The sequence below is a fragment of the Acinetobacter sp. Ac_3412 genome (assembly GCF_013072675.1).
Lineage (GTDB): Bacteria > Pseudomonadota > Gammaproteobacteria > Pseudomonadales > Moraxellaceae > Acinetobacter > Acinetobacter higginsii.
Window position 1 is genome coordinate 1 of record NZ_LXUJ01000014.1, and the last position, 25,866, is coordinate 25,866.

The following is a 25,866-nucleotide window of genomic DNA, read 5'->3' on the forward strand; positions in this document are numbered from 1 at the left end:
GCTTGACTATACAACACCCAAGCAGTTGTATATAAAGCTCAATTCGATTCAAAACCAAACAGTCAGAAGTGAAAACAACTGATTGAACTTGATTTAGTGTGAAATCTAGTTACAATACCGACTCAATAATCTAATCCGTTAATAACTCTTTGGACCGTAAGTAAGGCATGTAGTGAATACACTACGAATAAGACCCGAAAGCACCACAACAGTTTGCTGGCGACAATAGCAAGAGTGAACCACCTGATCCCTTCCCGAACTCAGAAGTGAAACCTCTTAGCGCTGATGGTAGTGTGGCACTTGCCATGTGAGAGTAAGTCATCGCCAGCTTTTAAATTAGAAACACCCCAATCTCGAGAGAGGTTGGGGTGTTTTTTATTGCGCAGAACTTTATATCTCAACTTATTTTAATTAGATTTGACTAAAAATACTTCATACTCCTCCATCTCTTGCTTAAGATATAAACAATTTGAATCGAGCATCAGTTAATGCAGTTTAAAATTATCGCCGCTCAAGATCTGGATAGACTACAGCGACAACAGATTGCTAAGTTATGTTTTACAGCTTTTGATGAAGATCCTTGGGGTCAGTATGACTTCATGCAAACAGCTTCTCATCTAATCTGTATATTGGATGAAAAGATTGTATCGCACGCTCTATGGACGGATCGATTGTTCATTGTTAATGACAATATCAGTGTAAAAACTGCCTATGTTGAATATGTGACGACTGATGAAATGATGCGGGGGAAGGGGCTAGCATCACAATTATTGAGATATTTAATCGATGCTTTAACTACTTTGGGTTATGAACTTGCTGCACTCCAGCCCGAAGATGATGCATTTTATAAAAAACTTGGCTGGATTTCTTGGTTGGGGAATTTATATATCAAACAAAATAGCTCTACTTATCTGACAGATGAGCATGAAATTCTGTTGCATCCATTGAGCGCTAAGCTGAAAGAATTACTATCACATCATACAGCTGATGATGCTATTTGCGCGGATTGGCGAGAGGGTGAGCTTTGGTAGTAATAATTGTATAAGCGTATTAATATTGAAAAAATTATTTTAATTTAAAGACTGTATAAAGATAAGAATCGGTTGGTATTTCACTTCGATAATTTATAACTTTTCATAAATCTTAACGTTTTCTGCTTTCCTCCTTGGCTGACAAGCCTATAATGATTGAGAATCATTCCAAATCTAATAAGGAAATAACATGTCGACCGATCAGCAATTTCCAACACCTGCCAACCTCGGTATCGCAGTATATTCAAATAATGCCGAAGCGATTGGTAACACACCTTTAGTCCGTATTAATCGCCTCATCAAAACAGGTGCAACGGTACTGGCAAAAGTGGAAAGCCGTAACCCTGCATTCTCAGTGAAATGTCGTATTGGTGCAGCGTTGATTGCAGATGCGGAAAAACGTGGTGTACTTAAAACAGGTATGCATATTGTTGAGCCAACCAGTGGCAATACAGGGATTGCTTTGGCATTTGTCGCAGCAGCAAAAGGTTATCCAATTACCTTAACCATGCCAGCTAGTATGAGTTTAGAGCGTAGAAAAGTACTGAAAGCTTTAGGCGCGAATCTGGTTCTGACTGATCCAGCCAAAGGTATGAAAGGCGCGGTAGATGAAGCCGTTCGTTTGGCCACTGAAAATCCAGAACAGTACTTCTTACCACAACAGTTTGAGAATCCAGCCAATCCACAAATTCATACCGACACCACTGGCCCTGAAATTTGGCAGGCAACCAATGGTCAAGTGGATATCTTGGTTGCTGGTGTAGGTACAGGTGGTACCATTACGGGGATTTCACGTTATTTTGAGCAAGTTCAAAATAAACCATTGTATTCAGTTGCAGTTGAACCTGCAGAATCACCAATCATCACGCAAACTAAATGTGGTGAGAGCATCACACCTGCGCCACACAAAATTCAAGGGATTGGTGCGAATTTTATTCCTAAGAACTTAGACTTGGATCTAGTTGATGAAGTACTGCCAGTGAATAGCGCAGATGCAATTGAGTGGGCAAGAAAGTGCGCAACTGAAGAAGGGATTTTAGTCGGTATTTCAAGTGGTGCAGCATTGTCCGCGGCAGCTCAAATTGCAGAACGTCCTGAAAATGCAGGCAAAACCATTGTGGTGATTTTACCGGATAGCGGTGAACGTTATTTATCTTCAGTCTTATTTGAGGGCTTGTTTGACGAAGCGTAATTTCGTGATTCAGCCCATAAAAAAAACCATGCTTGAGGCATGGTTTTTTATTGATTTTAAAGCGCTTTTTTTAGGGTTTTTTCGTGGCGTTTGACCGAACGAGCATATTTCTTGGCTTTATGCCGTGTCCAGAAACTACGTTCGTAGCCTGTTGGCCCAACATTGTAATAGGCGACCGCTTTAGACCAACTGCCAGCAGATCGATAGTAGGTCGAGAGCACATGTGCACCACAGTTAATATTGACATTCTCATCATAGAGATTACCAGGGCAAGACTGACGCCAATGGCTGGAAATAATCTGGGTTAAACCGATTGCCCCTGTTGGCGAGCGTGCTGAACTGTTGTAATTCGATTCTTGGCGAATGAGCGCGGCCAGTAAAGTCGGGGATAGATCATAACGCTCAGCACTTTGAATGATCATTGGCGATAAGCGATTGGCTGTAGTCGGAGAAACCGAATACGCATTTTGCAAACCTGAGGAAAGTTGATTCGAGCGATTGGCAAAGGATCCGCTTAAACTGCTACATGCAGATAGACTGATTGCTAGCACAACAAGGCTGATCTTTAAAATGATTGTGGCAAACGGTTTAAAGGCCGTAAGTTGATCAGAAGAAGTCGATGTGATGTGCAAAACCAGAACCCGATACCAAACAGAAGTATAAGGATGGTATGCACTCAGTTTAGGGGAGTCAATAGGAGTTATTTTACGGTAATGAATGAATCAGAGTGGCTATAAAAAAGCCCCGACATCCTGTCGAGGCTTTCTCATATTTGGTTTCTTGCCGCCAACTCCTGTCAACGACCACGTCCTGTGTTTCTTGTTGTTCTGAATGAGACATCCTGTCTCTCTATACTTGATAGATTAGTGAATTTAGCTCATTCGGTATATTCGGCAATCACCGCAGTTGATTTAGGTTTTGTCTACAATAGCGTTTTAAAGGGCTTCTTTTAAACTTTGTTCATGGCGTTTAACTGAGCTGGCATAACGTTCAGCTTGCTGACGCATATAGGGACTTCTTCTGTAACCTGTGGGGCCAACATTGTAATAGCCGAGGGCTTTTGACCAATCGCCTGTAGATTGATAGTAATTCGCTAAGATATAAGCACCACAATTGATATTGACGTGTTCATCATATAAATCACCAGGGCAGAACTGTTGCCAAAATTTTGGGCGTACTTGGGTTAAGCCCACTGCATCTGCTGAAGATCGTGCACGGGTTCTATAGCTAGACTCTTGACGAATCAGCGCGGCTAATAAATGTGGTGAAATATTGTGACGCTCAGCTGTTTGCAGAATGATTGGAGCAACCCGATTTGCTGTTGTGGGTGCTACTGAAAAAGCATTTTGAATACCAGAAGACAATTTCTGGGAATGATTTACAGTAGGTGCCTTGGTTGTCGTACACGCGACAGTGAAGTAAGTACTTAAAAAAATGAGACTCAATTTAGCAAAAGTAATGTGAAAGCGAGAAAAAGAAAATTTGTTGTAAATTATCATCGTAGAAAAATTTGACCGTCATCAATAAAACATGCGGATGGTAGGGAGCAAGTCGATGACAGTCAATGCAATCTATAGGGGTAAATCGTTTAGTTTTAGATATTAAGCCGAATAAAAAAGCCCCGACATCCTGTCGAGGCTTTCTCATATTTGGTTTCTTGCCGCTAACTCCTGTCAACGACCACATCCTGTGCTTGTTATTATTCTGAATGAGACATCCTGTCTCTCTATGCTTAATATATTAGTGAATCTATCTCATTCGGTATATTCGCCAATCTCCACAGTCACTGTAGGTTTTTACTTACAAAGTGCAAATTAGCGTTTCTTTAGAATCCAGCCGACCAACTTTTGTGCAATTGGCGCGCAGACCAATACGCTAGGAAAGGCAAACATCCACGCCACGATCCATGCTGACATCCACATGGCAAAGAAATGATCGATAAAACCCACTGCTTTTAATGTGGTGATGCCAGAGATTAAAAAAGACATCATGCAGGATAAAATCAATGGAAATAAAAGACTTGCTGCTTTCACTTGATTATCACTCCTTGATATGCACTTAAGCTGAATGCAAAATTTTGTCCAAACAACTGAGCGGTTTTGATATCGCCAAAATCAAAAGCATTTGCCGCACTGGCATGTTCAGCTTGTGCCATAAGGCCTGACCATGACCCGAGACGATTGGCCGCTTGCGTGTAAGGAACACCTTGATGTTGCTCGGGTAAAATAGGATTACCGACCCATATCATACCGTGTTGCATCGAAAAGGTGAAAAGTGAAATCAGGGTAGATTGCTTATCGCCTGCGGGTAGTGAGGAAACAGTAAATCCTGCGGCTAACTTTCCTCTAAATGCCTGCTTCTTCCATAATGAACCTGTGGCATCCATCAGTTGTTTGAATGAACCTGAGACACCACCCAAATAGGTTGGTGAACCCCAAATCACGCCATCATAGAGACAGAGTTGCTCGGGTTGCGACATTAACTGCTCCGCGGTGAATAAATCAATTTTAATCTGCTCAACTTGTGCGGCACCGAGTTGAATTTGTTGGGCAATAAACTGGGTATGCCCCTGACGACTATGATAAACAATGGCAATCGCTTTCATGGTTTGATTCCTCAGAGAAATAATGAAAGTAATTGAGCGCTGAGATATAAACCGCAGCCGAAAATAGCGTGGTTAATCAGACTTCGTAGGCAGTTGTACAAAGGTTGTGCTGTCTTAGATGAGGCAATACCTGCGCCCATAGCTGGTTGCATGATGAAAAAAGGAATGAGCACCGTAATCACCCCGAAAATAAAGGCAGAGATGAATTGTGGTTGCAATAACCATGCTTCGCCTACAATCAGGACAAAGCTGAATGCAAAGAGAATGCCGACACTGTAATGTGCCAACCAACCCAAGGCATATTCCCTTTGAATGGCAGGGCTTTGCGCAATCGATGCATGGATGAACTTGCCCCGAAACATCCAACCGATCCAACGACCCAGCAAAACAAAATTTAAGCTGGGCTGATTGAGTTTTTTTAACAACAATAGCCACAGATCCAAGATTAGCGTGGCGCCAACACCTAAACACAGGATTTGAAATAACAGTTCCGCAGTTTTCATTTTTTCACCTTGATCTTTTTTGCATAAAACGTGATAAAGATAGTGTGCAAGTTCAAGTCAACTTGAAGTCAAGGGGTATTTATGGATATTGGAGAAGTGGCTAAACGGGCCAATGTGAGCACCTCAACCTTACGCTTTTACGAAGAAAAAGGCTTAATCAAATCAATAGGCCGTCATGGCTTACGCCGACAATATGGCAAGCATGTCTTGGATCAATTGGCATTGATTGCTTTGGGGCGGGCGGCAGGTTTTTCCCTCAATGAAATTGCGCATATGTTTGGGGAGAGTGGTCAGCCCGAATTGGACCGAGCCATGCTCAATCAGAAAGCAGAGCAGCTAGAACAAATGACCCGACGTCTGCACTTTATCAGCCAAGGACTGAGACATGCTGCGGTATGTCCCGCAGAAAATCATATGCAATGCCCAACCTTTCAAAACTTTTTAAAAGCTGCGATTGCTGGTGAATATCATCCGATCAAGCTTGCCTAAGATTGGATAGACCATAGTAAGCGCGATTCATAAAACAAAAGGTTGCGTTACATTGTCATGTTTTCGCCATAAAGACTTCATTTTATTGCAGTAAAAGCGTCATAAAAACTTGTTTTAATTTGGCTAATTTTTTACCAAATGTATAAAACCATGAACAAGAAAACTTTATTGGCCTTATTCTGCTGTAGTGCTTTGGGTTTAACGGCTTGTAATAATGATGACAATAATCAAGATCAGAATACATCGACAGACAAAGTCACAGAACCCACGCTGATTTCTTTCGCCAAGCTTCCTGTCGCAACGTATGCCGCTGGACCAGATTCAGGTAAAGCGGTGAGTGGGGCCAATGGCATCTATCCACCCTTTAAGGGACAACCAGTACAGGGCTTTTCTGCTGCCTTAAAAAATGAGGATGGCAGTTATATGGCCATGGCCGATAATGGTTTTGGCACACAGGATAATTCCGCTGATTTTTTATTACGCATTTATAAAATCAAAGCCGATTTTAAAACCAAAAGTAAAGGTACAGGACAAGTATCCGTACAAAGCTTCATTCAGCTACGTGATCCCAATAAGCGAATTCCTTTTGAGATTGTGAATGGCAATACGGCAGAACGTTTATTGACAGGGGCAGACTTTGATCCTGAATCAATGCAACGTGCACCTGATGGTACCTATTGGATTGGTGATGAATTTGGCCCATTCTTGTTGCATTTCTCTGCTGATGGTGTGTTACTCGATGCACCAATTGCTTTGCCCAATCCATTTAATCCGAGCCAAGAGCTACGTTCACCGCAAAACCAGCTGAATAAAGCCAATATCAATTATGTGGAGCCATTGGTGGGGCGCAGTAGTGGTTTTGAAGGCATGGCGATTTCACCTGATGGCAAATATCTGTATCCACTACTGGAAAAACCATTGCTGAATGACTCAACAGGTAGACTGCTGATCTCCCAATTTGATCTGCAGAAGAAAGCCTATACGGGTGTTTATTATTGGTTTGTACTGGATAGTAAAGCCACCAATATTGGTGACTTCCAGCTGTTTAATGACAAAGAGGGCATCATTATTGAGCGCGATGTGAGTCAAAATAATCTCGGTGGCCATAAGAAACTGATTCGGATTAAATTCAATGAACCGAAGCAGGTGGTGGCACGCGAAGACTTGGTCGACTTAATGAAAATTGCCAATCCAAATGGGCTGTATGGCACAGCGCGTGAGGGAGATATTGGTACAGGCAAGCTGTTTGCCTTCCCATTTGAAACCATTGAAGATGTGATTATTGAAAATGGCATGACTTTGACAGTATTGAATGACAATAATTTCCCGGGTTCATCAGGACGCAATGCCAAACTCGCCGATGATAATGAGATCATTCAGATCCGTTTGCCTAAAGCATTATTTTAAACATTTGATAAAAATGGCCGAAATGATCATTCCGCATTTCGGTCGAAGGCGTATACTGATCGGGCATAAGGAGTCCTCATGTCTGAATCAGTGCTGCGCCCAACCCATATTGAATATGGTTCGAAATCGTTTACTGCGATTTTATGGTCATTGTTCTTTGCTGGTTTTGCGTCATTTTCCTCGTTGTACTGTGTACAGCCGATGATGCCGATCTTTGCAGAATTCTTTCATGTCACTCCGACCCACAGTAGTTTTCCGCTCTCTTTTTCCACCATTGCACTGGCTATTGGTCTGCTATTTACTGGCTTTATTTCCGATCGTTTTGGGCGTAAACCCATCATGGTGTTTGCCTTATTTTTGGTCTCGATTTTATTACTGATTAGTGCTTCTTTTCCAATCTGGGAAATCTTTCTAAGTACCCGTGTTTTGATTGGTCTGGCGGTCAGTGGGGTTGCCGCTGTGGCAATGACCTATATCGGAGAGGAGATTGCACAGCAGGATATCGGTTTTGCCATGGGGCTGTATATCTCAGGCACAGCGATTGGTGGTATGGGGGGGCGTTTGATTGCAGGCGTTTTGGTTGATTTTATTTCTTGGCAATCGGCAACCTATATTATTGGTTTTCTGAATTTTGTGATTGCCTGTTTATTCTATCTGTTATTACCCAAATCACAGCATTTCAAACCATTTCCATTCCGATTTTCACGTTTTAAAGCAGCCTTTGAGCAAAATCTAAAAGACCCGAAACTACGTATTTTATTTGCCCAAGGTTTCATTCTAATGGGCTGTCTGGTGACGGTCTTTAACTATATCAGCTACCACTTATTAGAAGCCCCGTTTCATTTATCACAAACATGGATTGGTCTGATTTCAATTGCCTATCTGGCAGGGATTTATAGCTCACCTAAAGCAGCACAATGGGGCTTTAAATTTGGACGGGATAAAGTATTGCCAGTTTTACTGGTGATGATGATCATCGGTTTATTAATTACTTTGATTCCAGCGCTTTGGACCATCTTACTGGGTCTCACCATTTTTACCTTTTCATTTTTTGCGGCACATTCGACAGCCAGCAGTTGGGTTTCGGTTCAAGCGGTTCAGTATCGGGCAGTCGCTTCTTCACTGTATTTATTCTGCTATTACATGGGGTCGAGCTTATTGGGCAGTAGTGGCGGATTAGTCTGGGAGAATTATGGTTGGATGGGGATAAACCTCGTGGTGGCTGTGGTTTTAGCACTTGGGCTATTTTTAGCGTTGCGGTTGAGATTTTTGTCGATGCGGCAATCGGATTGACTTTGCTTTTTATGATTTATACCTTAGAGTTTTCCTTAATAAATCAAAAATGAAAGTATTAGAATGACAAGGGTTAAACAGATCTGGATTGTGTTTCTAATCATTATTTCGTTAATGATCAGTTTTTTTGCTGGTGCTTTAACTGCAGGCTTTAATTATTGGTTTCAGCCCTTAGTCCACATGCAAATCTCAAATCACAGCGGGCAAAGGATTAGTCAGCTGAAGCTACATGTGAAAACAGCAGGGGTGCAACATGAGATCTTTTTCCAGCCCTTAGAAAATAACAAGACAATAGAAACGCAATTCTTTGTACAGGGTGAGGGTGGATATCGTTTAGAAGCAACTTTGGCGAATGGTCAGGCCATTTCTGAAGGTCAAGGTTATATAGAATCGGGTTATACGGTCAAAGAGGTGGTTCGATCAAATGGAATAACCACTACTGCTTCCTATTAGTTAAAACTTCAGTTTGATGCTCATATTTATATTTTGCTTAAACTTTATACAAATAATTTGTTATCCCCTTGTTCCTGAATGTTTTATAAACAGGGAAAATGAATGAAATTCATGTTAAAATGATCGGCTTTCATTTTAGGGGTTAAAATACCACCAACCCCGATAAATGTCTCTCCTTCATCTGCTAGCCGAGATTCGCAAGCTATGTCTACTGCCTATACCATGCAGACTGCGCCTAAAGCGCTGTTTGATTACGACAAATATTGGGCGTCGTGTTTTGAACCCGCACCATTTTTGCCGATGTCACGAGAAGAAATGGATCTACTCGGCTGGGATGCATGTGACTTTATTTTAGTTTGTGGCGATGCTTATATTGACCATCCATCTTTTGTATCAGGTGTGATTGGGCGTGTACTTGAAGCACAAGGCTTCCGTGTTGGAATCATTGCACAACCTGATTGGACCAATGCAGAGAGCTTCCGCGTTCTAGGCAAGCCAACTATTGCATGGGGTGTGACCGCAGGGAACATGGATTCAATGATCAACCGTTATACGGCTGATCGTAAAATCCGCTCTGATGATGCCTATTCACCAAATAATGAAGCGAATAAACGCCCAGACCGTGCTGCTACGGTTTACTGTCAGCGTTGCCGTGAAGCTTTTCCAGACGTTCCAGTCTTACTTGGTGGGATTGAAGGCAGCTTACGTCGTATCGCACATTATGACTATTGGTCAGACAAAGTCCGTCGTTCGATTTTGATGGATTCTAAAGCTGATTTGCTGATGTATGGCAATGGTGAGCGTGCCATTATCGACGTGATGCATCGTTTAGCCAAAGGCGAAAAAGTCCACGAGATTACCGATGTTCGTGGTACTGCATTTATTATCAATAAACATAATAAAAAATCGAAAGCAAAATTCGTTGAAATCGCCAGTAACGATGTTGATACCATTGGTCGTGTTGATCAAATTATCAACCCCTATGTCATGACTGAAGACATTGATGGCTGTGAAGTTGAAAAAGAAAAAGGCAACTCACTGGCGCAGTATCAAAACTTCCAAAAAGAATTTGTGGCAAATCCGATCGTACGTGAAGGCGACAATCTAGATCCAGATACGCAGATCGTACAGCTGAAACCTGCACCATCAAAAGCAATTAAACATAAATTACCACCACGTGAATTGGCGGTAATCCGTTTACCTTCTTATGAAGAAGTGGCTGAGGATCAGGTACTCTATGCACATGCCAACCGTATTTTGCATCTGGAAACCAACCCAGGTAATGCACGTGCATTGGTGCAACGTCATGGTGAGCGTGATGTTTGGATCAATCCACCGCCAATTCCTCTGACCACAGAGGAAATGGACTATGTGTTTGATTTGCCTTATGCACGCTTACCGCATCCCGCTTATGGCAATGCGCGTTTCCCAGCATTTGATATGATCAAATTCTCTGTGAATATCATGCGTGGTTGTTTTGGTGGTTGTACTTTCTGTTCGATTACCGAGCATGAAGGTCGTATTATCCAAAACCGTTCGGAAGATTCAATTTTACGTGAAATTGAAAAGATCCGTGATACTGCACCTAACTTCACTGGGATTATTTCGGACTTAGGTGGACCAACGGCAAACATGTACCGTTTGCATTGCCAAGACCCTGAAATTGAAAAGAATTGCCGTAAACCATCGTGTGTTTATCCAGGCGTTTGTCAGAACTTGCATACCGACCATGCACCTTTGGTTCAGCTTTATCGTAAAGCCCGTGAAATCAAAGGGGTGAAGAAGATTCTGATTGGTTCAGGTCTACGTTATGATCTTGCAGTCCTAAACCCTGAATATGTGAAAGAATTGGTTCAGCACCATGTCGGTGGTTATCTGAAAATTGCGCCTGAGCATACCGAAAATGGCCCATTATCCAAGATGATGAAACCAGGTATTGGGACTTATGATCGTTTTAAGCAAATGTTTGAGCGTTTCAGTAAGGAAGCAGGTAAGGAACAGTATTTAATTCCATACTTTATTGCCGCACATCCGGGTACCACCGATTACGACATGATGAATCTGGCGATTTGGTTGAAGAAAAATGGCTTCCGTGCCGATCAGGTACAGACATTCTATCCATCACCAATGGCAACAGCAACCACAATGTATTACTCAGGCAAAAATCCATTGTCTAAAGTGGCACGTTATACGGAAAACGTGGATATCGTGAAAGGCGAAAAGCGTCGTCGTTTGCATAAGGCATTCTTACGCTATCACGATCCAAACAACTGGCCATTATTGCGTGAAGCCTTGAAAGAGATGGGGCGTGTAGATTTAATCGGAAATTCAAAGCAGCATTTGATTCCAACGTATCAGCCACAAGGTACTGCTGAAGGTGAATATAAATCGGCACGTAAGAAGAATTCATCTGTCGCAGGGGATTCTGCAAAACGTGGTCAAGGCCAGTCTCGTTCACCGTCAGGACAACAGCGTCCGCAAAAAGGGCAGCTATTGACGCAACATAATGGTTTACCGCCACGTGAAACGGGTGAGAAAAGACCATTTTCAGGAAAACCAAAGTCTAAAACCAAAGCACCTCGTTAATTGGGTATTGAAGAAGGCATGAGAGTTCATGCCTTCTTTTTTATGCCTAAATTATTATGTGATCACAATTTGATCGTAAAACTATCGCCCATAGAAACATAAACTGACAATAACGACTTGAATCTTGGCAAACGAATGATTATAAATAAAGTGCAGAGGGCTATTACGACTTTGGTCGTCTAGGAAAACACGATTAAAAAACTTAAGTTTGCACTGCAAAATGACTTTGCTATCGATGTTCTTGATTAAAAAAATTGGCATAAAGCCAAATGATTATAAAAAATCTAAAGGGATTAGTTAGAAATGTATTATTTTATAACAACAGTTGGGTTGCTGTTAATCACAGCACTTGCACTTCGTCGCTTACAACAAAATAGGCGTCAGGACAGTCCATTAAAACGCCGTGGTATTTTAAATATTGCGGAGCAAATTACCTTGATGCGTTTACAAGCTGTATTACCACGTCATACCGTGTTGGCACATGTATCTTTTGATGCTTTACTGACCACTAAATTTGCGCACACACGTCGTAAGTATCAAGGTTTAGTCGCAGATTTCGTCATTTTAGATCAGCAGCATCAAGTGCTTGCGATTATTGAGATTGCAGACGAGTCTTATGTGAACCGTCTGCATCAAAAGCATTATCAAGATAGCTTACTTGAATTGGCAGGCTATCGTGTACTGCGTTATAGCAGCATTCCGACTGAACAGGAGCTCAGAGAAGATTTAGTACCTGATTTGTTTGAGCCTACCGCTATTTCAGCGGCAGGTACCTCAGCATCAATGTCGCTGCCTAAAGCAGATCGAATAATGAAATATAATGAATTCGCATTTAAATCTTATTAATCTGGGCGAACCGCAGTGACTGTCATTTCAACCAAAACATCAGGTGTGTAGAGTTTAGATTCGACACAGGTACGTGCTGGGGGATGTCCCTCAGCAATCCATGCATCCCATACTGCATTCATGGCTGCATAATCTTTTTCGATGTCTTTTAAAAAGATTAGTACAGATAAAATATGGGTTTTATCTGTACCTGCTTCTGCCAATAAACGATCAATATTATCTAAGGTCTGCTGTGTCTGTGCGGTTACATCAACGCTGGTATCATCAGCCAATTGACCTGCTAAATGAACAAGATTTCCTGAAATTGCAACTTCGCAATAACGTGATGTGACATGAAGACGTTGCACAGACATAGTGATTCCCAAATCGAAAAGTATAGTGGGGATTGTACTTGATGCCATTCAGCTGCAATGTAATTTTCTATAAATCAGGCTAAAAAACTTTCTATTTCCATTAAGTTACGATGTTTGAAAACCAAAATGCAGCGTTGTTGTGGGCAAATAATAATATTTCCCAGATTTAAAAACTGAATTTTGGCTTGCCGTAATTGATTCAGACAGCTTGCAATCGAGCTGTGTAAAGGACATAGCTGTTTAAGTTGCTTTAACGCTAAATAAGTTGTTTGGTACATGGTTTTATTCCTTATCAATACCGTGAAAAGGGGCGAAGACATTACTTCGCCCTTATATATTTTTATTGGCTTGGTTGTTCGGATTGGTACCAATTGACATGACGGGTGATGAACATGACACAGGCAATCAGAATAAAGGACAGGATGGAGCCAAATAAGAAAGTCTTGCCACTAGATTGCAGCAACAGATACATCATGCCGTAGAGCACACCCAATAAAATCCCGAATAACAGCGCAGGCTTAATCCCTTTGACCACAAAATATAAATACCATGTGATGAGACCGACACAAGCGATTGCTGCCGCTAGATAGGCGAGTACAAAGGCGTAATATTCACTGATCGAAAGTAACAACACGAAGAACACACCTTGTGCCATCGCAACCAAGGCATATTGCACAGGATGGATTTTGAGTTGTTTTAAGACTTCAAACAGGAAGAAGCAACCAAAGGTAATGATGATCACCATCACACCGTATTTAATGGCACGATCGGTTTGGGTATAGATATTGACGGGTTCTAGGAATTGAGTGGAAATACCAGAGATATTTGCTGGGGTGCCTGTATCGTATGTTTCTACCGCTGCTGTTGGTATAGGATCTTGAGCATTTAAAATTTTATAAAAGCACTGGCTATTTTCGCACAATGACACATTTTCTAAATTACGTTTACCCAGTGCGATATTTTTCCAGTCTGCCTGAAATTGGCGTTTTTCACTGGATTTTTTAAAGGGTAGGTTTTGCCCATCATATTTAACATCGCCCCAGTTACCTGTGGCTTGATAGGTCATTTCATAACTGGTTGGAATGAAGCTGAACTCACTGAGCCCTTCAAGCTCGAACTGCAGGCCAAACTTAAAACCCTGTTGGAACTTTTGCACTAGTTCAGGGTATTGCTTCGCTGTCAGATGCATCAGGTCAAAACCGCGTTGTCCTTGGCTTTGCTCGGAAAAGTCGAACTTATAGGCTTGGCCATCAATATTGAAGATTGGTTTGGCATTCAGCCCACGCGCATCTTGGATTGGGAAAATAATTTCAGCCTGTTCCCATAGATAATCACGTTTTGTTTCGTTATCGATGGCCTTGAATGTACCTTTGCCTGACATCGAGTTTTGATAGCTGATCGCTTTATAAATATTACGTCTATAAGTACTGTCCGAAACCTTAAATTGTGCATTCCAGTCGGTCGTTTCAGCCCCGATAGCGACAAATAGGGTTTGTGTACAGGGATAACTCTTCTTCTGCTCATCGGTGCAGGTGGTTTGCACTTGGTAGGGCAGTTTTAAATAAGGTGCAACGATTTGTTGTGGACGAATTTGCTCATTGGCAATGTCGCGAATGACTTGTTGTTGATAGCTTTGGCGTTCTGAGACCAAGCTCGAAATAAAAAATAAACCAATATAAAAAATCAAAATCAGGAACAGAATGGCTCCGATTTTAAGGTTGATAAAATTGCGACGCATATGAAATTCCATGGTCATTAGGATATGACCAGTATCTATATGCGATATGCGCTTCGGATGAGTTCGGTTTGAAACTTAAGTGAAGTTTGTGTGAAGTGTGAGGGTCAAGAGCACACCAGATTGATGTGTGGCTAAGAAGTCGAGATTATTTGCTTCAACGTTTTGGATACTAATCTGACCGTGGTGCTGCTGAATAATCTGTTTGACGATACTGAGCCCAATACCCGTACTGCGTTGCTGATTATGCGGACGTGGCAATGAAAAATAAGTCTCAAATACACGGTTTAAGGCATATTCAGGAATTGCATCGCCCTCATTAAAAAACAACAAAGTGATGCTTTGATGGGTTGGATCTTGCTGAAGTTGAACGGCGATTTTCCCCTGTGGTGGGCAGAAGTCTCTGGCGTTATCTAAGAGGTTATTCAGCGCTTGTTTCAGCCAAAATGGATCGGCATGGATCAAGCAGTGTTGGGGGAGATCAAGCCGTGTTTGGATCTGCTTAAGTTGCAAAGCACTATGTTGTTGCTGAAAGCATTGTTGAATGAGCTCGTTTAGGTCTAAGTTTTGAAACTCTAAAACATGCTGATTTTTTTCGAGTCGTGTTAATAACAACATCCGTTCAATCAAGGATTGCAACCGCTGGCTTTGCTGGACAATATGATGGGAAAATTGTTGCTGATCAGCCAGTGGTAAGTCATCCTGGAGTAATTCAGCACTGGCTTGAATTGCGGTGAGCGGGCTTTTGAGTTCATGGGTGAGTGTGTTGACATAGTTCTCCACATAGCCACGATCTTCAAGTTTTTCGCGCATTTCGCTCAGTGCCTGAGTCACTTGGTTGAGTTCTTTGGCGGAATAAAAGAAAGGTGCCTGATTCACGGGTGCCAATGCCTGTGCATAGCGTCGGACCCGATCAATGCTATGTCTTAGCCAATATGCCACCATACTGGCCAAGAGTAGGCTGAGTGCTGCAATCCATAAGGCTTGATAAATCAGTTGCTGTTCAGCGCGCTCAATATAAGGTTGCACTGACTGATTGGGTTTACCAATACTGACCACACCGAGCAATTGTTGTTGGTAAATAATCGGTGCCGCAATATGCATGACACTACTGTTGCGGTCATAGGGATTGGTTGCCGTTGAACGTGCACCGTATTTACCGCGTAGCGTTAAGTAGACATCATTCCATCTGGAATAGTCTTGTCCTACGGCTTGCCCTTCAGAATCATAAATCACGATGCCTTTGGGATCGGTAATGTACAGTTGCTGGTTAATCTGTTCTTTGCGATGCTGCCAAATGGTGGCATTCAGTTGACGGGATAACGCTGCCTGAATTTTTTGATCAAATTCTGGTGTATCAACCTGATGTTGATAGACATCTTCCGCAATCAGTTGGGCAATGATATTGGCGTTTTCGGCGAGGGTATCTTCAACCACTTGCCGTACATTGGGTTTCACTTGTTGGGTCAGGGTATAGGCGATAAAACCTAGACTCAGTACCACCACCAAGCTAAAGAAAAACCAGATACGGACAAAGATCGACATGCTTTAGCTCAACTTCATCAAACTATAGCCAAAGCCACGATGAGTACGAATCGGGTCATCATCTGGGGTAATCAGTTTGAGCTTCTGTCTTAAACTCTTGATATGTGTATCGACGGTACGTTCTAAGCTATGTTCAGGATGTTCCCAAATATGATCCATCAATTGTTGGCGGCTAAACACCTGTTCTGGATGCTGAATCAGTAAAAATAACAAGCGGTATTCATAGCGAGTCAGTTGTAGTACTTGTTGATGATAATGAATCTGTAAAGCTTGTGGATTGCATGACCAAGTTGCCGATTGCACAATAACGTCAGTTTTCGTCGCTGCTACAGAGGCTGTAACAGGCTGAGCTTGCGCTTCCATTCTGCGCCAAATCGCTTTGATTCTTGCCACAATTTCTCGTGCGCTAAAGGGCTTGCTGCAATAATCATCCGCCCCAATTTCGAGACCAACCACTCGGTCAATTTCATCATCACGGGCTGTTAAAAACAGTAAAGGGGTTTGATCTTTTTGACGTAATTGTTTGCAGACTTCGAAACCATTCAGATCAGGGAGTCCGACATCTAAAATAATAAAATCAAAGGATTGTTGCGTCAGTAATTGCAGTGCCTGTGTTCCTGTATTGGCCCAACTGACTTGCCAGCCTTCACGCTCAAGCGCATAACGTAGCGGCAGGACAATGGCGGCTTCATCTTCGACACAGAGAATTTGTTTTTGCTTCATAAGGCATGTACATACAGAATTTTCTAGTTTTATCTGCTGAGTTTAACTGAAGTTATGAGTGTAGTGGGAATATAGAATTTTTATAGGAACAAGAGGATAGCGAAAGAAGACCTGAAGTGCCCTGTAATCTTCGGATTTGATCGTCACGCCAACCACAGGAGCAGATGCTAAAAGTGAGGTTTTCTTTAGCAAAGCAAATAACAAGGATAATGTTACTGCGTTGCTTAGAGTACTGAAAACTGGATAAAAAGCAAACATAATTTTCAGCATGGATTGTGCTTTTGTGTAAAAAATCAGCACTACCACAAAGAAAGTTGTGATTCTTCTTCTAGCGCCTGTAATTGATATACCCCGACGCCGACCAGACGGAATTGGAATTCTGGGTCAATATGCATTTCATCCAGCAGTTGTAGTACCACTTGCCCCAAGTCTTGTTGCGATTGCAGCGCCTGCTTAAAGCTTTTACTGTGCTGTAAGACTTGAAAATTTTTAAGCTTGAGTTTGACGGTCACACCACGAGCGGTTAATTGTTTTTTATTCAGGCTGCGCCAGACTTGCTCGGTCAATGGCTGCCATGCATGGCTGCATTGAGCAAGGGTGTAATCATCATCAAAAGTAATTTCCTTGGAGATTTGCTGACGTTCCCGTTCTGCTTTGACAGGTCGGTGATCAATGCCTTGCGCATATAAATACAGCTGTTTGCCGTACTTCCCAAAATGATGGATCAGCACATTTTCGTCGATTTTTTGCAGATCGCCCAAGGTATGTAAATTTAGTTGCTGCAAGCGTTCTTGGGTGACTTTGCCCACCCCAGGAATTTTATTCAAGGCTAAATCTTGAATAAAACGTAGCACCTGATTCGGTTTAATCACAAATAAACCATTGGGCTTGTTCCAATCCGAGGCAATTTTTGCCAAGAACTTATTTGGAGCCACGCCTGCAGAGGCGGTCAGTCCTGTGACTGCAAAAATATCAGCACGGATCTGTGCAGCGACTTCGGTAGCACTGGCAATATTCTTTAAGTTTTCAGTCACATCCAGATAGGCTTCATCTAAAGAAAGCGGCTCAATCAAGGGGGTGTATTGCTGGAAAATCTGATGAATTTGCGCTGAAACTTCGCGGTATTTTTCAAAATTGGGTTCGATCACGATGACCTGTGGACAGAGTTTTTTGGCTTGCCCCATCGACATGGCAGAGCGGAGTCCAAAGACACGGGCAGGGTAAGACGCTGCAGCAATGACGGCTCTCGGATGATGAGAGGAAATCACCACAGGCAAATCTTTTAGCTCTGGGCGGTCTTTGAGCTCGACTGAGGCATAAAAGGCATCCATGTCGATATGGATGATTTTGCGTAACTCATTTGGCATCTTCAATGCCTTGTGCTTTCAGAAAAATCCGCCATTGTTTTGGCGATTCGGCATACACATTTAAATCCACGGCTTTGGGAACGCCGTCGATTTTGCCTTGACTGCTATGCTGCCAAAACAGCCATTGTCGACCATCTTTGAGCTCAGGTTTACCCTCATAATCTCTGACCCATAACGGAGTGTTGTTAAAGTTTCCCATCAGGACAATATGGTAAAAGCTTTTTGAAATATAAAAAATCGGTTGTTTGCCATAATGCTGTTGCAGTTGGTCATGCATGACCTGAATTTCTTTCAGTAATTGCTCTTTGGTATAGGTGTTGATGCAGTTACTGTCATATTCCAAATCAATTACAGGCGGCAGGGCATCGGCCTTTTTCGGAACGGTCGCAATAAAGTTTTCCGCTTGTATAGCCCCATCACGACACAGCCGATAAAAATGATAAGCACCGACATGCAGGCCACGTTCACGTGCTTTGAGCCAGTTTTCTTGAAAGTTACGATCTTTAAAATCGCCACCTTCTGTGGCTTTTAAATAAACGAATTGATATTGCATCGGCGAGATTTTTTTCCAGTTAATCTCACCTTGATGATGGGACACATCAAAGCCGCGAATGGAGTAATCCTGTGCTGATGCTTTCTGCTGATAGAACAAACCAAAGTAACTGACCACACCCAGCATGACCGCTAAACCGATGCTGGCATAAGTCGGATAATGTGGTGTCGATGGAAATTTTGCAGATTTTTTTGCCATATCGTTTATGTTATGCGATGTCTAAGCGAGTGTCAGATTTACAGTATTGGTCATGTAGCGATTGTACTCGCTTCGCCTTCATGTGCGTCATCTGACTGCCTAATTGTGCCACAAATTTGCATGATGCATAGCTCTCGGCTTGTTTCTGATAGTCTCGAACCCAGTTTTCACGGGTCGCTAAACGCGCTTCACTCACTGGCCAAACGCCTAGCGCTAAGCGATTCACACCAATTCGCCAAGGTTTTGGGCTGATTCTGGCTCGGAAACAATTCTGATTTTTACACATTCGGACGTAGTTAGGATCTGCATGAATGGCGTTGAATAATAATTGAGCTTCATCACTTTTAGGTTCAAAGATCTGATGCATTACCAAGACACGATAACCTTTTGGCGTGAGATAAACACGTAAATGCCATGTAGGGTGTCGTTGAGAGAAATCTTGAATTGATGCAAATGCACGCTGTTCTGGTGTTCCAAATAACTTGCTTTGTAAATAGAACAGTCCTTTGCCAAGCAGCCCTGTCAAGATGAGGGAAACAATCACTCCGATTCCCAAGACCATCCATGAGCTTAAATAGATAGCCCCAATACTTGTAACTAATATCAACAATAAAAAAGCCAATAGATATAGTCTAAAACGAGGTGCATATTTGAAATCGATATCTGCAAATAACACATCTGGGGTATTTAAGCATAATGCGCCGTAGGAGTTTCGCGTGATAATGACATCATCATGCTGAGCAATAATCTGTTCTCTGATTGGTACACCTTCGGCACCATTGTAGGGAACTTTATGGTCGATTCTTCGAATATTGTCACCAGCCTTGATCCTTTCAATTGCCTCGGCAACACGTTGCTCGGCATGTGATTGTGCTGCTTCAAGGCTTTGATCTGACCAACCAAAGCGTTTAATGGTGTATTGTCGCCCTGCAATCTTGGTTTTTGTTTTGGCCTCTGCCCAATGCTGTGGAACGATCATTTTATTTTTCCTTATTCTGTTTCTTGGTGCGAATTCTAGCTTTTTCGCTTTAATCTGTAGTTTCTTTGGGGATTTGCCAAAACACCAAGGCGGTAATGATATTAATACAGCCGAGAGTGATCAAAGTGGCGTGGAAGGCAGTACTCAGCGACGCAGTGGCGAAGTGTTGCCCAAACAGATTAATTAACGTTCCTGCCAAGGCGACCCCGATACTCATGGAAAGCATCATGATCATGGACAAGAAGCTATTGCCGCTACTGGCATCCTGTTGTGCTAAGTCTTTCAAAGTCAGAGTATTCATGCCCACGAATTGCAGTGAATTGAGCGTACCAAAGATAAACAGGTGCAGGACTTTTAACCACAATGGCGTTGTTGCGGTCATCAGAGAAAAACTGGCGATACATAAACCGACTAAAACAGTATTGGTGAGTAAGAAACGACGATAACCAACCCGTTGAATCAAGGGGCGAATAATCGGTTTGGAAAATAATGAGCCGAGCACCATTGGAATCATCATTAAACCGGTATAGAAAGGTTCAAAGCCAAAGGCGACTTGCAGCATCAGCGGTAAAATGAAGGGAATCGCATTACTGCCGAGGCGGGCAAAGAAATTACCCAGTACACCGATCGAAAAGATTTTGTACCGAAATAGGCGACCATGAAACAGGGCATTTTGATGTGTATGCGCATGGTAGGCATAAGCGGTGGCTGCCAATAGTCCTGAAATCAATAAAACCACGCTGATCCAACGGGAATATTGTGATGCCGCAATATTCTCAATGCCTAAAGACAAGCCCACCATTGCGACCATTAACAGGATAAAGCCACTTAAATCGAAGGATTTGACGCTTGGCTCTTTCTGGTTTGGCATGACTTTGAAAGTCATGATCATGCCGAGTAGACCCATCGGAATATTAATTAAAAAGATCCAGTGCCAAGTTGTCACTTCGACGAGCCAACCCCCTAAAGTTGGTCCCATCAACGGGCCAATCAGACCCGCAAGGCTCATCAGACTCATCGCAGACAGAAATTGGGAGCGTGGGATCAGTTTTAACAGTGCCAAGCGGCCCACGGGCATCAGCAAGGCACCACCAACCCCTTGAATGACGCGGAAAAATAAGAGTTGTTCTAGGTTCTGCGACAAGCCACAGCCTAGCGAGGCCAAGCTGAAAATCACCATGGAACTCAGATAAATATTGCGAATGCCAAAACGATCAGCCAACCATCCACTGAGCGGAATACAGGCCGCAACTGACAGCACATAGGCCACAATGACACCATGCATTTGCAGGGGATTTTCATTGAGTTGTACTGCCATGGCAGGAATTGCCGTGTTGACGATGGTGGTGTCTAAGGCTTGCATAAAAAAGCCAATCGAGACCAAGAGCACTAACATTCGGAATTCAGGCTGTACCGCTTGATGTGTTGTCGTTGTCATGAGCCATGATGCATAAAAAGGCAGTTTTAGTTTAATGCAACTGTGCGTGAAATAAAGCCTAAAATTGTCAAAGAGTGGTCATGGAACTGACATTAAAGTGTCATCGAACTTGAATCTCAACCCACTAGATTAGCCATACGGAATGAATTGTATGGAATTTGATCATGAAATTTAAGATTTCAGTATTACTGACAGCGTTACTGTCGGTGGGGTTGGTGGCGTGTAATGATGACAACGACAATCACAAAACAAACACGCCAGCAGAAGTGGTGGAAACAACCCCTGAAACGATTAAGTTAAGTTTATTAGGGCGTTATGAAACCAATGTTTTCGCCAAAAGTGCTGCTGAAATTCCTGCTTATGATGCTGCAAGCCAACGTCTCTTTGTGGTCAATGCCCAGAAGGGTTTAGTCGATGTTTTAGATGCATCTAAACCTGAAAAGCCCGTCCATGTTGCAGAACTTTCTGCCCGTACCTATTTAGCCAATTCGGAAGTGAACAGCGTTGCGGTTAAAAATGGCATTGTTGCGATTGCGGTTCAAGCTGAGAAAAAAACTGATGCTGGGATCGTGGTGTTTTTTAATGCCAAGGACTTAAGTTTTATCAGCAAAGTTGCTGTGGGTTCATTGCCCGATATGTTGACTTTTAGCCCCGATGGTAAAACTGTTTTGGTGGCCAATGAAGGCGAGCCAAACGATGACTATTCGGTTGATCCTGAAGGTTCAGTTAGCATTATTGATATCAGCAATATTCAACAACCCAAAGCCAGTGTCGCGGACTTTAAGGCGTGGAATTCACAAAAGGCGGATTTAATCGCCAAAGGGGTGCGTATTTTTGGGCCCAATGCGAGTGTGGCTCAGGATTTAGAACCTGAATATATAACCATTGCTGCAGACAGCAAAACTGCTTGGGTGACATTGCAGGAGAATAATGCGATTGCACGAATTGATATTGCTCAGCAGAAAGTCACTGATATTTATCCATTGGGCTATAAAGCTCATGGGCAAATAGGCAATGAACTGGATGTTAGTGATAAAGACAAAAAGATTGATATCAAAACATGGGCTGGCTTGGTCGGGATGTATCAACCTGACTCGATTGCCAATTACCAAGCCAATGGTCAAACCTATCTGGTCACTGCCAATGAAGGTGATAGCCGTGAATGGTTGAAGGATTCCAAAGCCTATTATGCGGGCGATGCCAGTAAAGGCTTTGTTGAAAATATCCGAATGAAGCATTTGTTTAACAGTAAAGGCTTTAATAAGGATGGTGATTATCCAGCACATTTACAGCAACTGGCTGCAGGGGTGAAAGGGGCAAAACTCAATCCAGTGACCTTTGCATATTGTGGCGCTACTGCGACAACTGCGGGTGCATGCCGTGATGATGCAGCATTGGGGCGTCTCAATATTGCATGGAACATGGGTTATCAAACCAATGCCGATGGTTCAGCCAAACTCGATGCCAATGGCTTGCTCACTTATGACAAGCTCTACGCTTATGGCGCGCGTTCATTCAGTATCTGGAATACTCAAGGTCAGTTGGTTTGGGACTCTGGCAGTGAGTTTGAAAAGAAAACTGCTGAATTGTTCCCGAACTATTTTAATAGTGACCATGAAGCAGTGGCTTTTGATGACCGTAGTGATAATAAAGGCCCTGAGCCTGAGGGTATTGCTATCGGCACGATTGGTCAGAAAACTTTTGCTTTTATTGGTTTGGAGCGAATGAGTGGGGTGATGGTGTATGACATCACCACACCGAATAAACCGAAATTTATTGAATATTTTAGCACACGTAATTTTGTTGAAACCGATGCTGCAAAACAGGGTGATTTAGGACCTGAAGGCTTGATCTTTATTGCTGCAAAAGACTCACCAAACGGCAAGCCTTTATTGGTGGTGGGGAATGAAGTCAGTGGTTCAACTGCGCTATATCAAGTGAATGTGCAATAAGTTCTCAATAAAAAAAGCGGATCTCCTTGATCCGCTTTTTTTATGGGTATGTTTTAGACTTCGATATGGCTGGGTGTGTTTAAGTTTTTAATCACACTTGAGATCTGTTCCAGTGTTTCACAAATAATCACTTTGGCGCGATGCTGTGGTGGTAAAAAGCCTTCTTCTACCGCATGATCAAGCTGTGCAATTAATGCATCATAAAAGCGATTGACGTTATAAATAATCATGGGTTTCTGATGCTGATTGAGCTGTCCCCAGGTGGCAATTTCCAGAATTTCTTCAAAAGTTCCTAGACCACCAGGCAGGGCAATAAAGGCGCTGGCACGCTCGGCCATCAGCGCCTTACGTTCATGCATGCTGTTGACGATATGGAGTTCGGTCAGTTTATGGTGGGCAATTTCATAATCCAGCATAAATTCGGGAATCACACCGACTACTTCGCCACTATGTTCTAGTACAGTATCTGCCACTTGTCCCATCAGACCAATACTGGCACCGCCATAGACAATCCCAAAACCTTGATTGGCAATATGCTGGGCAAGTTCAATGGCTTTGTCTCGATAAATAGGCTTGTTGCCTGTACGCGAACCGCAATATAAGGCAATAAGAGATTGAGTGGTTTTTATAGGGGGAGAGCTTATGGTTTTCTTTTCAGTCATTATCAGAACACTATTCATTCGTTTATTTTCACCTTATCATTTTCGCTGTGCTTGTCTAGGCTAAATCAGGTTTGTGACAGTTTTATGCACATTTTACATACAATGTACTTTTGTCGTGTCTCGAAAGAATTTGAAAACATCCTCAACACAAAAAAAGATGAATTTCACTGCAATCTTGCCTATACTAAAAATCCTTTTATTAATTTATGTACCTCTATGAGTAGTGGTTGTTGTCGCTCCGCATTGTTCTTATTTCCTAAAAAAAATGTTTTGGCTGTTTGTGCCGATCTTTTAAAATCTCAACTTCATAACAATATTGCTGATTTTGCAGAGGAGTCACCTCAATGATTCTGGAATGGATGTCAGATCCTGCTGCTTGGGTTGGCTTAGCCACATTGGTGGTGCTTGAAATTGTACTAGGTATTGATAACCTTGTTTTTATTGCAATTTTGGCAGAAAAATTACCACCAGAACAACGTAATGCTGCGCGTAAAATTGGTTTAATTCTCGCCCTGTTAATGCGTTTGATCTTGCTTGCCTCGATCGCATGGGTGGTGACTTTAACCACACCGCTGTTCCATATTTTTGATCATCCCTTTTCCGGACGTGATTTGATTTTGCTGTTTGGTGGTGTGTTCTTATTGTTTAAGGGCACCATGGAACTACATGAACGCATTGAAGGCACACAAGCACATAAAGAAGAAAATCCGGTGCATGCTGTGTTCTGGATGGTAGTGGTACAGATCGTGGTTCTTGATGCTGTCTTCTCGCTTGATAGTGTGATCACCGCAGTGGGGATGGTGAAAGAGCTTTCGGTGATGATGATCGCGGTAACGATTGCGATTGGTATCATGCTACTGGCTTCACGCCCATTGATGGATTTCGTCAATAAGCATCCAACCGTGGTGATCCTGTGTCTTGGCTTCCTGATGATGATTGGTTTCTCATTGGTGGTCGAAGGTTTCGGTTTCCATATTCCAAAAGGTTATTTATACGCTGCGATTGGTTTCTCGGTGTTGGTGGAAATGGTCAACCAAACCATGCGTCGTAACCAAGAGAAATTGGTCACCACCACTGATTTACGTTATCGCACCGCCTCTGCCGTACTGCGTATGTTGGGTAGTAAAGGCAATGGTAATGAAAGTCAGAACAAAGAAACGGAAGATGTATTAGCGACACAGGCCTATGCCAAAGAAGTCTTTGATGAAGACAATGGGGTATATCATAGTGTCTTGGTTCAAGGGGTATTGGGTTTATCTGAGCGTCCAGTCAAGTCGGTGATGACACCACGTCCAGAGTTGGAATGGTTAGACTTGGATGACGATCCTGCTGAGTTAAAAGAACGTTTAATGGCAATGACCCATTCGCGTTTGATCATTGCGCGTGGCGAGTTAGACAATATCGAAGGGATTGTTCTCACTCATAAAGTATTGAATGAATACATTGAAACAGGTGCGATTGATTTCAGTAAACACTTACGCGAACCTGTGATTGTACATGAAAATGCACAAGTCCTGATGGTGATGGAACAGTTACGTCAAGCACCGTTGCAAATGGCGATTGTTCTGAACGAATATGGTTCGATTGAAGGGATTGCAACACCGATTGATATGTTGGAAGCGATTGCGGGTGAATTCCCTGATGAAGATGAATTGGAAGCAACTGCAGAAAGTCTAGATGATGGTTCGATGTTGTTAGAAGGTTCAACCGATATTCGTCATGTTTCTTTGTTATTGAGCAAAGATTTGGTCGATGAAAGCGAAGAATATTCTACTTTGTCGGGCTATATCTTATTCCATCTGGGTCGTTTACCTGAAAATGGTGACATGGTTGAAGTGGATGGATATCGTTTTGAGGTGGTGACAATGGATGGGCACAAGATTGAAAAAGTGCGCATTATTGCGAAAGAGAAGACGACCGAGAAATAATTAAGTTTGAGCAAATAGCCTTTGAGTT

25 protein-coding genes and 1 rRNA gene are annotated in these 25,866 nt (G+C 42.5%); 11 read left to right on the forward strand and 15 right to left on the reverse strand.

The genetic code is table 11. From position 1 onward, the window contains the following. The first annotated feature begins 215 nt into the window (after positions 1 to 215). The 3 genes from rrf (at position 216) to cysK (ending at position 2,223) form a co-directional block, all read left to right on the forward strand. Positions 216 to 330: ribosomal RNA gene (gene rrf / locus A7P54_RS17145) — 5S ribosomal RNA — on the forward strand. Between the two features lie 158 nt (positions 331 to 488). Then, positions 489 to 1,031, forward strand: a complete 543-nt coding sequence (locus A7P54_RS17150; protein ID WP_171550306.1) for a GNAT family N-acetyltransferase — start codon at positions 489 to 491, stop codon at positions 1,029 to 1,031. Positions 1,032 to 1,221: 190 nt separating this feature from the next. Further along, positions 1,222 to 2,223, forward strand: a complete 1,002-nt coding sequence (cysK, locus tag A7P54_RS17155; RefSeq protein WP_216077156.1) for a cysteine synthase A — start codon at positions 1,222 to 1,224, stop codon at positions 2,221 to 2,223. Positions 2,224 to 2,279: 56 nt separating this feature from the next. On the opposite strand, the gene A7P54_RS17160 is transcribed toward cysK, so the two are convergent. From A7P54_RS17160 to A7P54_RS17180, 5 genes are all read right to left on the reverse strand, one after another. Continuing rightward, positions 2,280 to 2,798, reverse strand: a complete 519-nt coding sequence (locus A7P54_RS17160) for a lytic transglycosylase domain-containing protein (protein WP_354667344.1) — start codon at positions 2,796 to 2,798, stop codon at positions 2,280 to 2,282. 360 nt (positions 2,799 to 3,158) lie between these two features. After that, on the reverse strand, positions 3,159 to 3,722 hold the full coding sequence (locus A7P54_RS17165) for a transglycosylase SLT domain-containing protein (RefSeq protein ID WP_171550307.1): 564 nt from the start codon (positions 3,720 to 3,722) through the stop codon (positions 3,159 to 3,161). Positions 3,723 to 4,037: 315 nt separating this feature from the next. Beyond that, positions 4,038 to 4,256, reverse strand: coding sequence for a DUF2798 domain-containing protein (locus tag A7P54_RS17170; RefSeq protein ID WP_171550308.1), 219 nt, complete (start codon positions 4,254 to 4,256; stop codon positions 4,038 to 4,040). Next, positions 4,253 to 4,828: a flavodoxin family protein gene (locus A7P54_RS17175; protein WP_171550309.1), complete on the reverse strand. Its 576-nt coding sequence runs from the start codon at positions 4,826 to 4,828 to the stop codon at positions 4,253 to 4,255. The genes A7P54_RS17170 and A7P54_RS17175 overlap by 4 nt, the downstream gene beginning before the upstream one ends. A gap of 11 nt (positions 4,829 to 4,839) precedes the next feature. Beyond that, on the reverse strand, positions 4,840 to 5,331 hold the full coding sequence (locus tag A7P54_RS17180; RefSeq protein WP_171550310.1) for a DUF2938 domain-containing protein: 492 nt from the start codon (positions 5,329 to 5,331) through the stop codon (positions 4,840 to 4,842). An 81-nt stretch (positions 5,332 to 5,412) separates the two neighbouring features. Between A7P54_RS17180 and A7P54_RS17185 the strand changes: the two genes are divergently transcribed. The 6 genes from A7P54_RS17185 to A7P54_RS17210 all read left to right on the forward strand — a co-directional run bounded on the left by A7P54_RS17185 (position 5,413) and on the right by A7P54_RS17210 (position 12,405). Next, positions 5,413 to 5,820 carry a helix-turn-helix domain-containing protein gene (locus A7P54_RS17185; protein WP_171550311.1) on the forward strand — a complete coding sequence of 136 codons (408 nt, stop codon included), beginning with the start codon at positions 5,413 to 5,415 and terminating at the stop codon, positions 5,818 to 5,820. Positions 5,821 to 5,970: 150 nt separating this feature from the next. Then, positions 5,971 to 7,227 (forward strand): esterase-like activity of phytase family protein, encoded by a 1,257-nt coding sequence (locus tag A7P54_RS17190; RefSeq protein WP_171550312.1) that lies wholly within the window; start codon positions 5,971 to 5,973, stop codon positions 7,225 to 7,227. Positions 7,228 to 7,305: 78 nt separating this feature from the next. Further along, positions 7,306 to 8,520 (forward strand): MFS transporter, encoded by a 1,215-nt coding sequence (locus A7P54_RS17195; RefSeq protein WP_171550313.1) that lies wholly within the window; start codon positions 7,306 to 7,308, stop codon positions 8,518 to 8,520. A 63-nt stretch (positions 8,521 to 8,583) separates the two neighbouring features. Then, positions 8,584 to 8,973, forward strand: coding sequence for a hypothetical protein (locus tag A7P54_RS17200; RefSeq protein ID WP_171550314.1), 390 nt, complete (start codon positions 8,584 to 8,586; stop codon positions 8,971 to 8,973). A 204-nt stretch (positions 8,974 to 9,177) separates the two neighbouring features. Further along, on the forward strand, positions 9,178 to 11,559 hold the full coding sequence (locus tag A7P54_RS17205) for a YgiQ family radical SAM protein (protein WP_171550315.1): 2,382 nt from the start codon (positions 9,178 to 9,180) through the stop codon (positions 11,557 to 11,559). 303 nt (positions 11,560 to 11,862) lie between these two features. Next, a complete protein-coding gene (locus tag A7P54_RS17210; protein ID WP_171550316.1) occupies positions 11,863 to 12,405 on the forward strand; it encodes a DUF2726 domain-containing protein in 543 nt (180 codons plus the stop codon). Here the strand turns inward: A7P54_RS17210 and A7P54_RS17215 are convergent. The 9 genes from A7P54_RS17215 to mdtD all read right to left on the reverse strand — a co-directional run bounded on the left by A7P54_RS17215 (position 12,402) and on the right by mdtD (position 21,296). Beyond that, positions 12,402 to 12,758 carry a RidA family protein gene (locus tag A7P54_RS17215; protein ID WP_004802050.1) on the reverse strand — a complete coding sequence of 119 codons (357 nt, stop codon included), beginning with the start codon at positions 12,756 to 12,758 and terminating at the stop codon, positions 12,402 to 12,404. The two genes, A7P54_RS17210 and A7P54_RS17215, sit on opposite strands and share 4 nt — an antisense overlap. Before the next feature lie 74 nt (positions 12,759 to 12,832). After that, the gene (locus A7P54_RS17220; protein WP_005314689.1) at positions 12,833 to 13,036 is read right to left on the reverse strand and encodes a hypothetical protein; all 204 of its coding nucleotides are present in this window, start codon (positions 13,034 to 13,036) and stop codon (positions 12,833 to 12,835) included. 62 nt (positions 13,037 to 13,098) lie between these two features. Next, positions 13,099 to 14,496 carry a cell envelope integrity protein CreD gene (creD, locus tag A7P54_RS17225; RefSeq protein ID WP_171550317.1) on the reverse strand — a complete coding sequence of 466 codons (1,398 nt, stop codon included), beginning with the start codon at positions 14,494 to 14,496 and terminating at the stop codon, positions 13,099 to 13,101. Between the two features lie 75 nt (positions 14,497 to 14,571). Continuing rightward, complete coding sequence (gene creC / locus A7P54_RS17230; protein ID WP_171550318.1) at positions 14,572 to 16,038, reverse strand: two-component system sensor histidine kinase CreC; 1,467 nt, start codon at positions 16,036 to 16,038, stop codon at positions 14,572 to 14,574. A 3-nt stretch (positions 16,039 to 16,041) separates the two neighbouring features. Further along, positions 16,042 to 16,761 carry a two-component system response regulator CreB gene (gene creB, locus A7P54_RS17235; protein WP_171550319.1) on the reverse strand — a complete coding sequence of 240 codons (720 nt, stop codon included), beginning with the start codon at positions 16,759 to 16,761 and terminating at the stop codon, positions 16,042 to 16,044. Between the two features lie 299 nt (positions 16,762 to 17,060). Continuing rightward, positions 17,061 to 18,128, reverse strand: a complete 1,068-nt coding sequence (gene dinB, locus A7P54_RS17240) for a DNA polymerase IV (RefSeq protein WP_171550320.1) — start codon at positions 18,126 to 18,128, stop codon at positions 17,061 to 17,063. Next, a complete protein-coding gene (locus A7P54_RS17245) occupies positions 18,118 to 18,879 on the reverse strand; it encodes a glycoside hydrolase family 25 protein (RefSeq protein ID WP_171550321.1) in 762 nt (253 codons plus the stop codon). The genes dinB and A7P54_RS17245 overlap by 11 nt, the downstream gene beginning before the upstream one ends. A 10-nt stretch (positions 18,880 to 18,889) precedes the next feature. Beyond that, positions 18,890 to 19,858, reverse strand: coding sequence for a hypothetical protein (locus tag A7P54_RS17250; RefSeq protein WP_171550322.1), 969 nt, complete (start codon positions 19,856 to 19,858; stop codon positions 18,890 to 18,892). 49 nt (positions 19,859 to 19,907) lie between these two features. Then, complete coding sequence (gene mdtD, locus A7P54_RS17255) at positions 19,908 to 21,296, reverse strand: multidrug transporter subunit MdtD (protein ID WP_171550323.1); 1,389 nt, start codon at positions 21,294 to 21,296, stop codon at positions 19,908 to 19,910. 164 nt (positions 21,297 to 21,460) lie between these two features. Here mdtD and A7P54_RS17260 point away from each other — a divergent pair, with 164 nt between their 5' ends. Continuing rightward, complete coding sequence (locus tag A7P54_RS17260; protein WP_171550324.1) at positions 21,461 to 23,248, forward strand: choice-of-anchor I family protein; 1,788 nt, start codon at positions 21,461 to 21,463, stop codon at positions 23,246 to 23,248. Between the two features lie 53 nt (positions 23,249 to 23,301). Here the strand turns inward: A7P54_RS17260 and A7P54_RS17265 are convergent, their stop codons facing one another. Next, positions 23,302 to 23,928, reverse strand: a complete 627-nt coding sequence (locus A7P54_RS17265) for a TIGR00730 family Rossman fold protein (protein WP_171550325.1) — start codon at positions 23,926 to 23,928, stop codon at positions 23,302 to 23,304. A 326-nt stretch (positions 23,929 to 24,254) separates the two neighbouring features. Here A7P54_RS17265 and A7P54_RS17270 point away from each other — a divergent pair, with 326 nt between their 5' ends. Further along, positions 24,255 to 25,838: a TerC family protein gene (locus A7P54_RS17270; protein ID WP_171550326.1), complete on the forward strand. Its 1,584-nt coding sequence runs from the start codon at positions 24,255 to 24,257 to the stop codon at positions 25,836 to 25,838. Positions 25,839 to 25,866: the final 28 nt, after the last annotated feature.

Excerpts from the sequence above, each read along its gene's own strand:
- A7P54_RS17200 (WP_171550314.1), top strand. The coding sequence starts at position 8,584 with ATGACAAGGGTTAAACAGATCTGGATTGTGTTTCTAATCATTATTTCG.
- A7P54_RS17185 (WP_171550311.1), top strand. The coding sequence starts at position 5,413 with ATGGATATTGGAGAAGTGGCTAAACGGGCCAATGTGAGCACCTCAACC.
- creD (WP_171550317.1), bottom strand. The coding sequence starts at position 14,496 with ATGCGTCGCAATTTTATCAACCTTAAAATCGGAGCCATTCTGTTCCTG.
- A7P54_RS17215 (WP_004802050.1), bottom strand. The coding sequence starts at position 12,758 with ATGTCTGTGCAACGTCTTCATGTCACATCACGTTATTGCGAAGTTGCA.
- creB (WP_171550319.1), bottom strand. The coding sequence starts at position 16,761 with ATGAAGCAAAAACAAATTCTCTGTGTCGAAGATGAAGCCGCCATTGTC.
- A7P54_RS17245 (WP_171550321.1), bottom strand. The coding sequence starts at position 18,879 with ATGGCAAAAAAATCTGCAAAATTTCCATCGACACCACATTATCCGACT.
- dinB (WP_171550320.1), bottom strand. The coding sequence starts at position 18,128 with ATGCCAAATGAGTTACGCAAAATCATCCATATCGACATGGATGCCTTT.
- A7P54_RS17250 (WP_171550322.1), bottom strand. The coding sequence starts at position 19,858 with ATGATCGTTCCACAGCATTGGGCAGAGGCCAAAACAAAAACCAAGATT.
- A7P54_RS17220 (WP_005314689.1), bottom strand. The coding sequence starts at position 13,036 with ATGTACCAAACAACTTATTTAGCGTTAAAGCAACTTAAACAGCTATGT.
- A7P54_RS17175 (WP_171550309.1), bottom strand. The coding sequence starts at position 4,828 with ATGAAAGCGATTGCCATTGTTTATCATAGTCGTCAGGGGCATACCCAG.
- creC (WP_171550318.1), bottom strand. The coding sequence starts at position 16,038 with ATGTCGATCTTTGTCCGTATCTGGTTTTTCTTTAGCTTGGTGGTGGTA.
- A7P54_RS17190 (WP_171550312.1), top strand. The coding sequence starts at position 5,971 with ATGAACAAGAAAACTTTATTGGCCTTATTCTGCTGTAGTGCTTTGGGT.
- A7P54_RS17150 (WP_171550306.1), top strand. The coding sequence starts at position 489 with ATGCAGTTTAAAATTATCGCCGCTCAAGATCTGGATAGACTACAGCGA.
- A7P54_RS17195 (WP_171550313.1), top strand. The coding sequence starts at position 7,306 with ATGTCTGAATCAGTGCTGCGCCCAACCCATATTGAATATGGTTCGAAA.
- A7P54_RS17210 (WP_171550316.1), top strand. The coding sequence starts at position 11,863 with ATGTATTATTTTATAACAACAGTTGGGTTGCTGTTAATCACAGCACTT.
- A7P54_RS17180 (WP_171550310.1), bottom strand. The coding sequence starts at position 5,331 with ATGAAAACTGCGGAACTGTTATTTCAAATCCTGTGTTTAGGTGTTGGC.
- A7P54_RS17165 (WP_171550307.1), bottom strand. The coding sequence starts at position 3,722 with ATGATAATTTACAACAAATTTTCTTTTTCTCGCTTTCACATTACTTTT.
- mdtD (WP_171550323.1), bottom strand. The coding sequence starts at position 21,296 with ATGACAACGACAACACATCAAGCGGTACAGCCTGAATTCCGAATGTTA.
- A7P54_RS17265 (WP_171550325.1), bottom strand. The coding sequence starts at position 23,928 with ATGAATAGTGTTCTGATAATGACTGAAAAGAAAACCATAAGCTCTCCC.
- cysK (WP_216077156.1), top strand. The coding sequence starts at position 1,222 with ATGTCGACCGATCAGCAATTTCCAACACCTGCCAACCTCGGTATCGCA.
- A7P54_RS17205 (WP_171550315.1), top strand. The coding sequence starts at position 9,178 with ATGTCTACTGCCTATACCATGCAGACTGCGCCTAAAGCGCTGTTTGAT.
- A7P54_RS17260 (WP_171550324.1), top strand. The coding sequence starts at position 21,461 with ATGAAATTTAAGATTTCAGTATTACTGACAGCGTTACTGTCGGTGGGG.
- A7P54_RS17270 (WP_171550326.1), top strand. The coding sequence starts at position 24,255 with ATGATTCTGGAATGGATGTCAGATCCTGCTGCTTGGGTTGGCTTAGCC.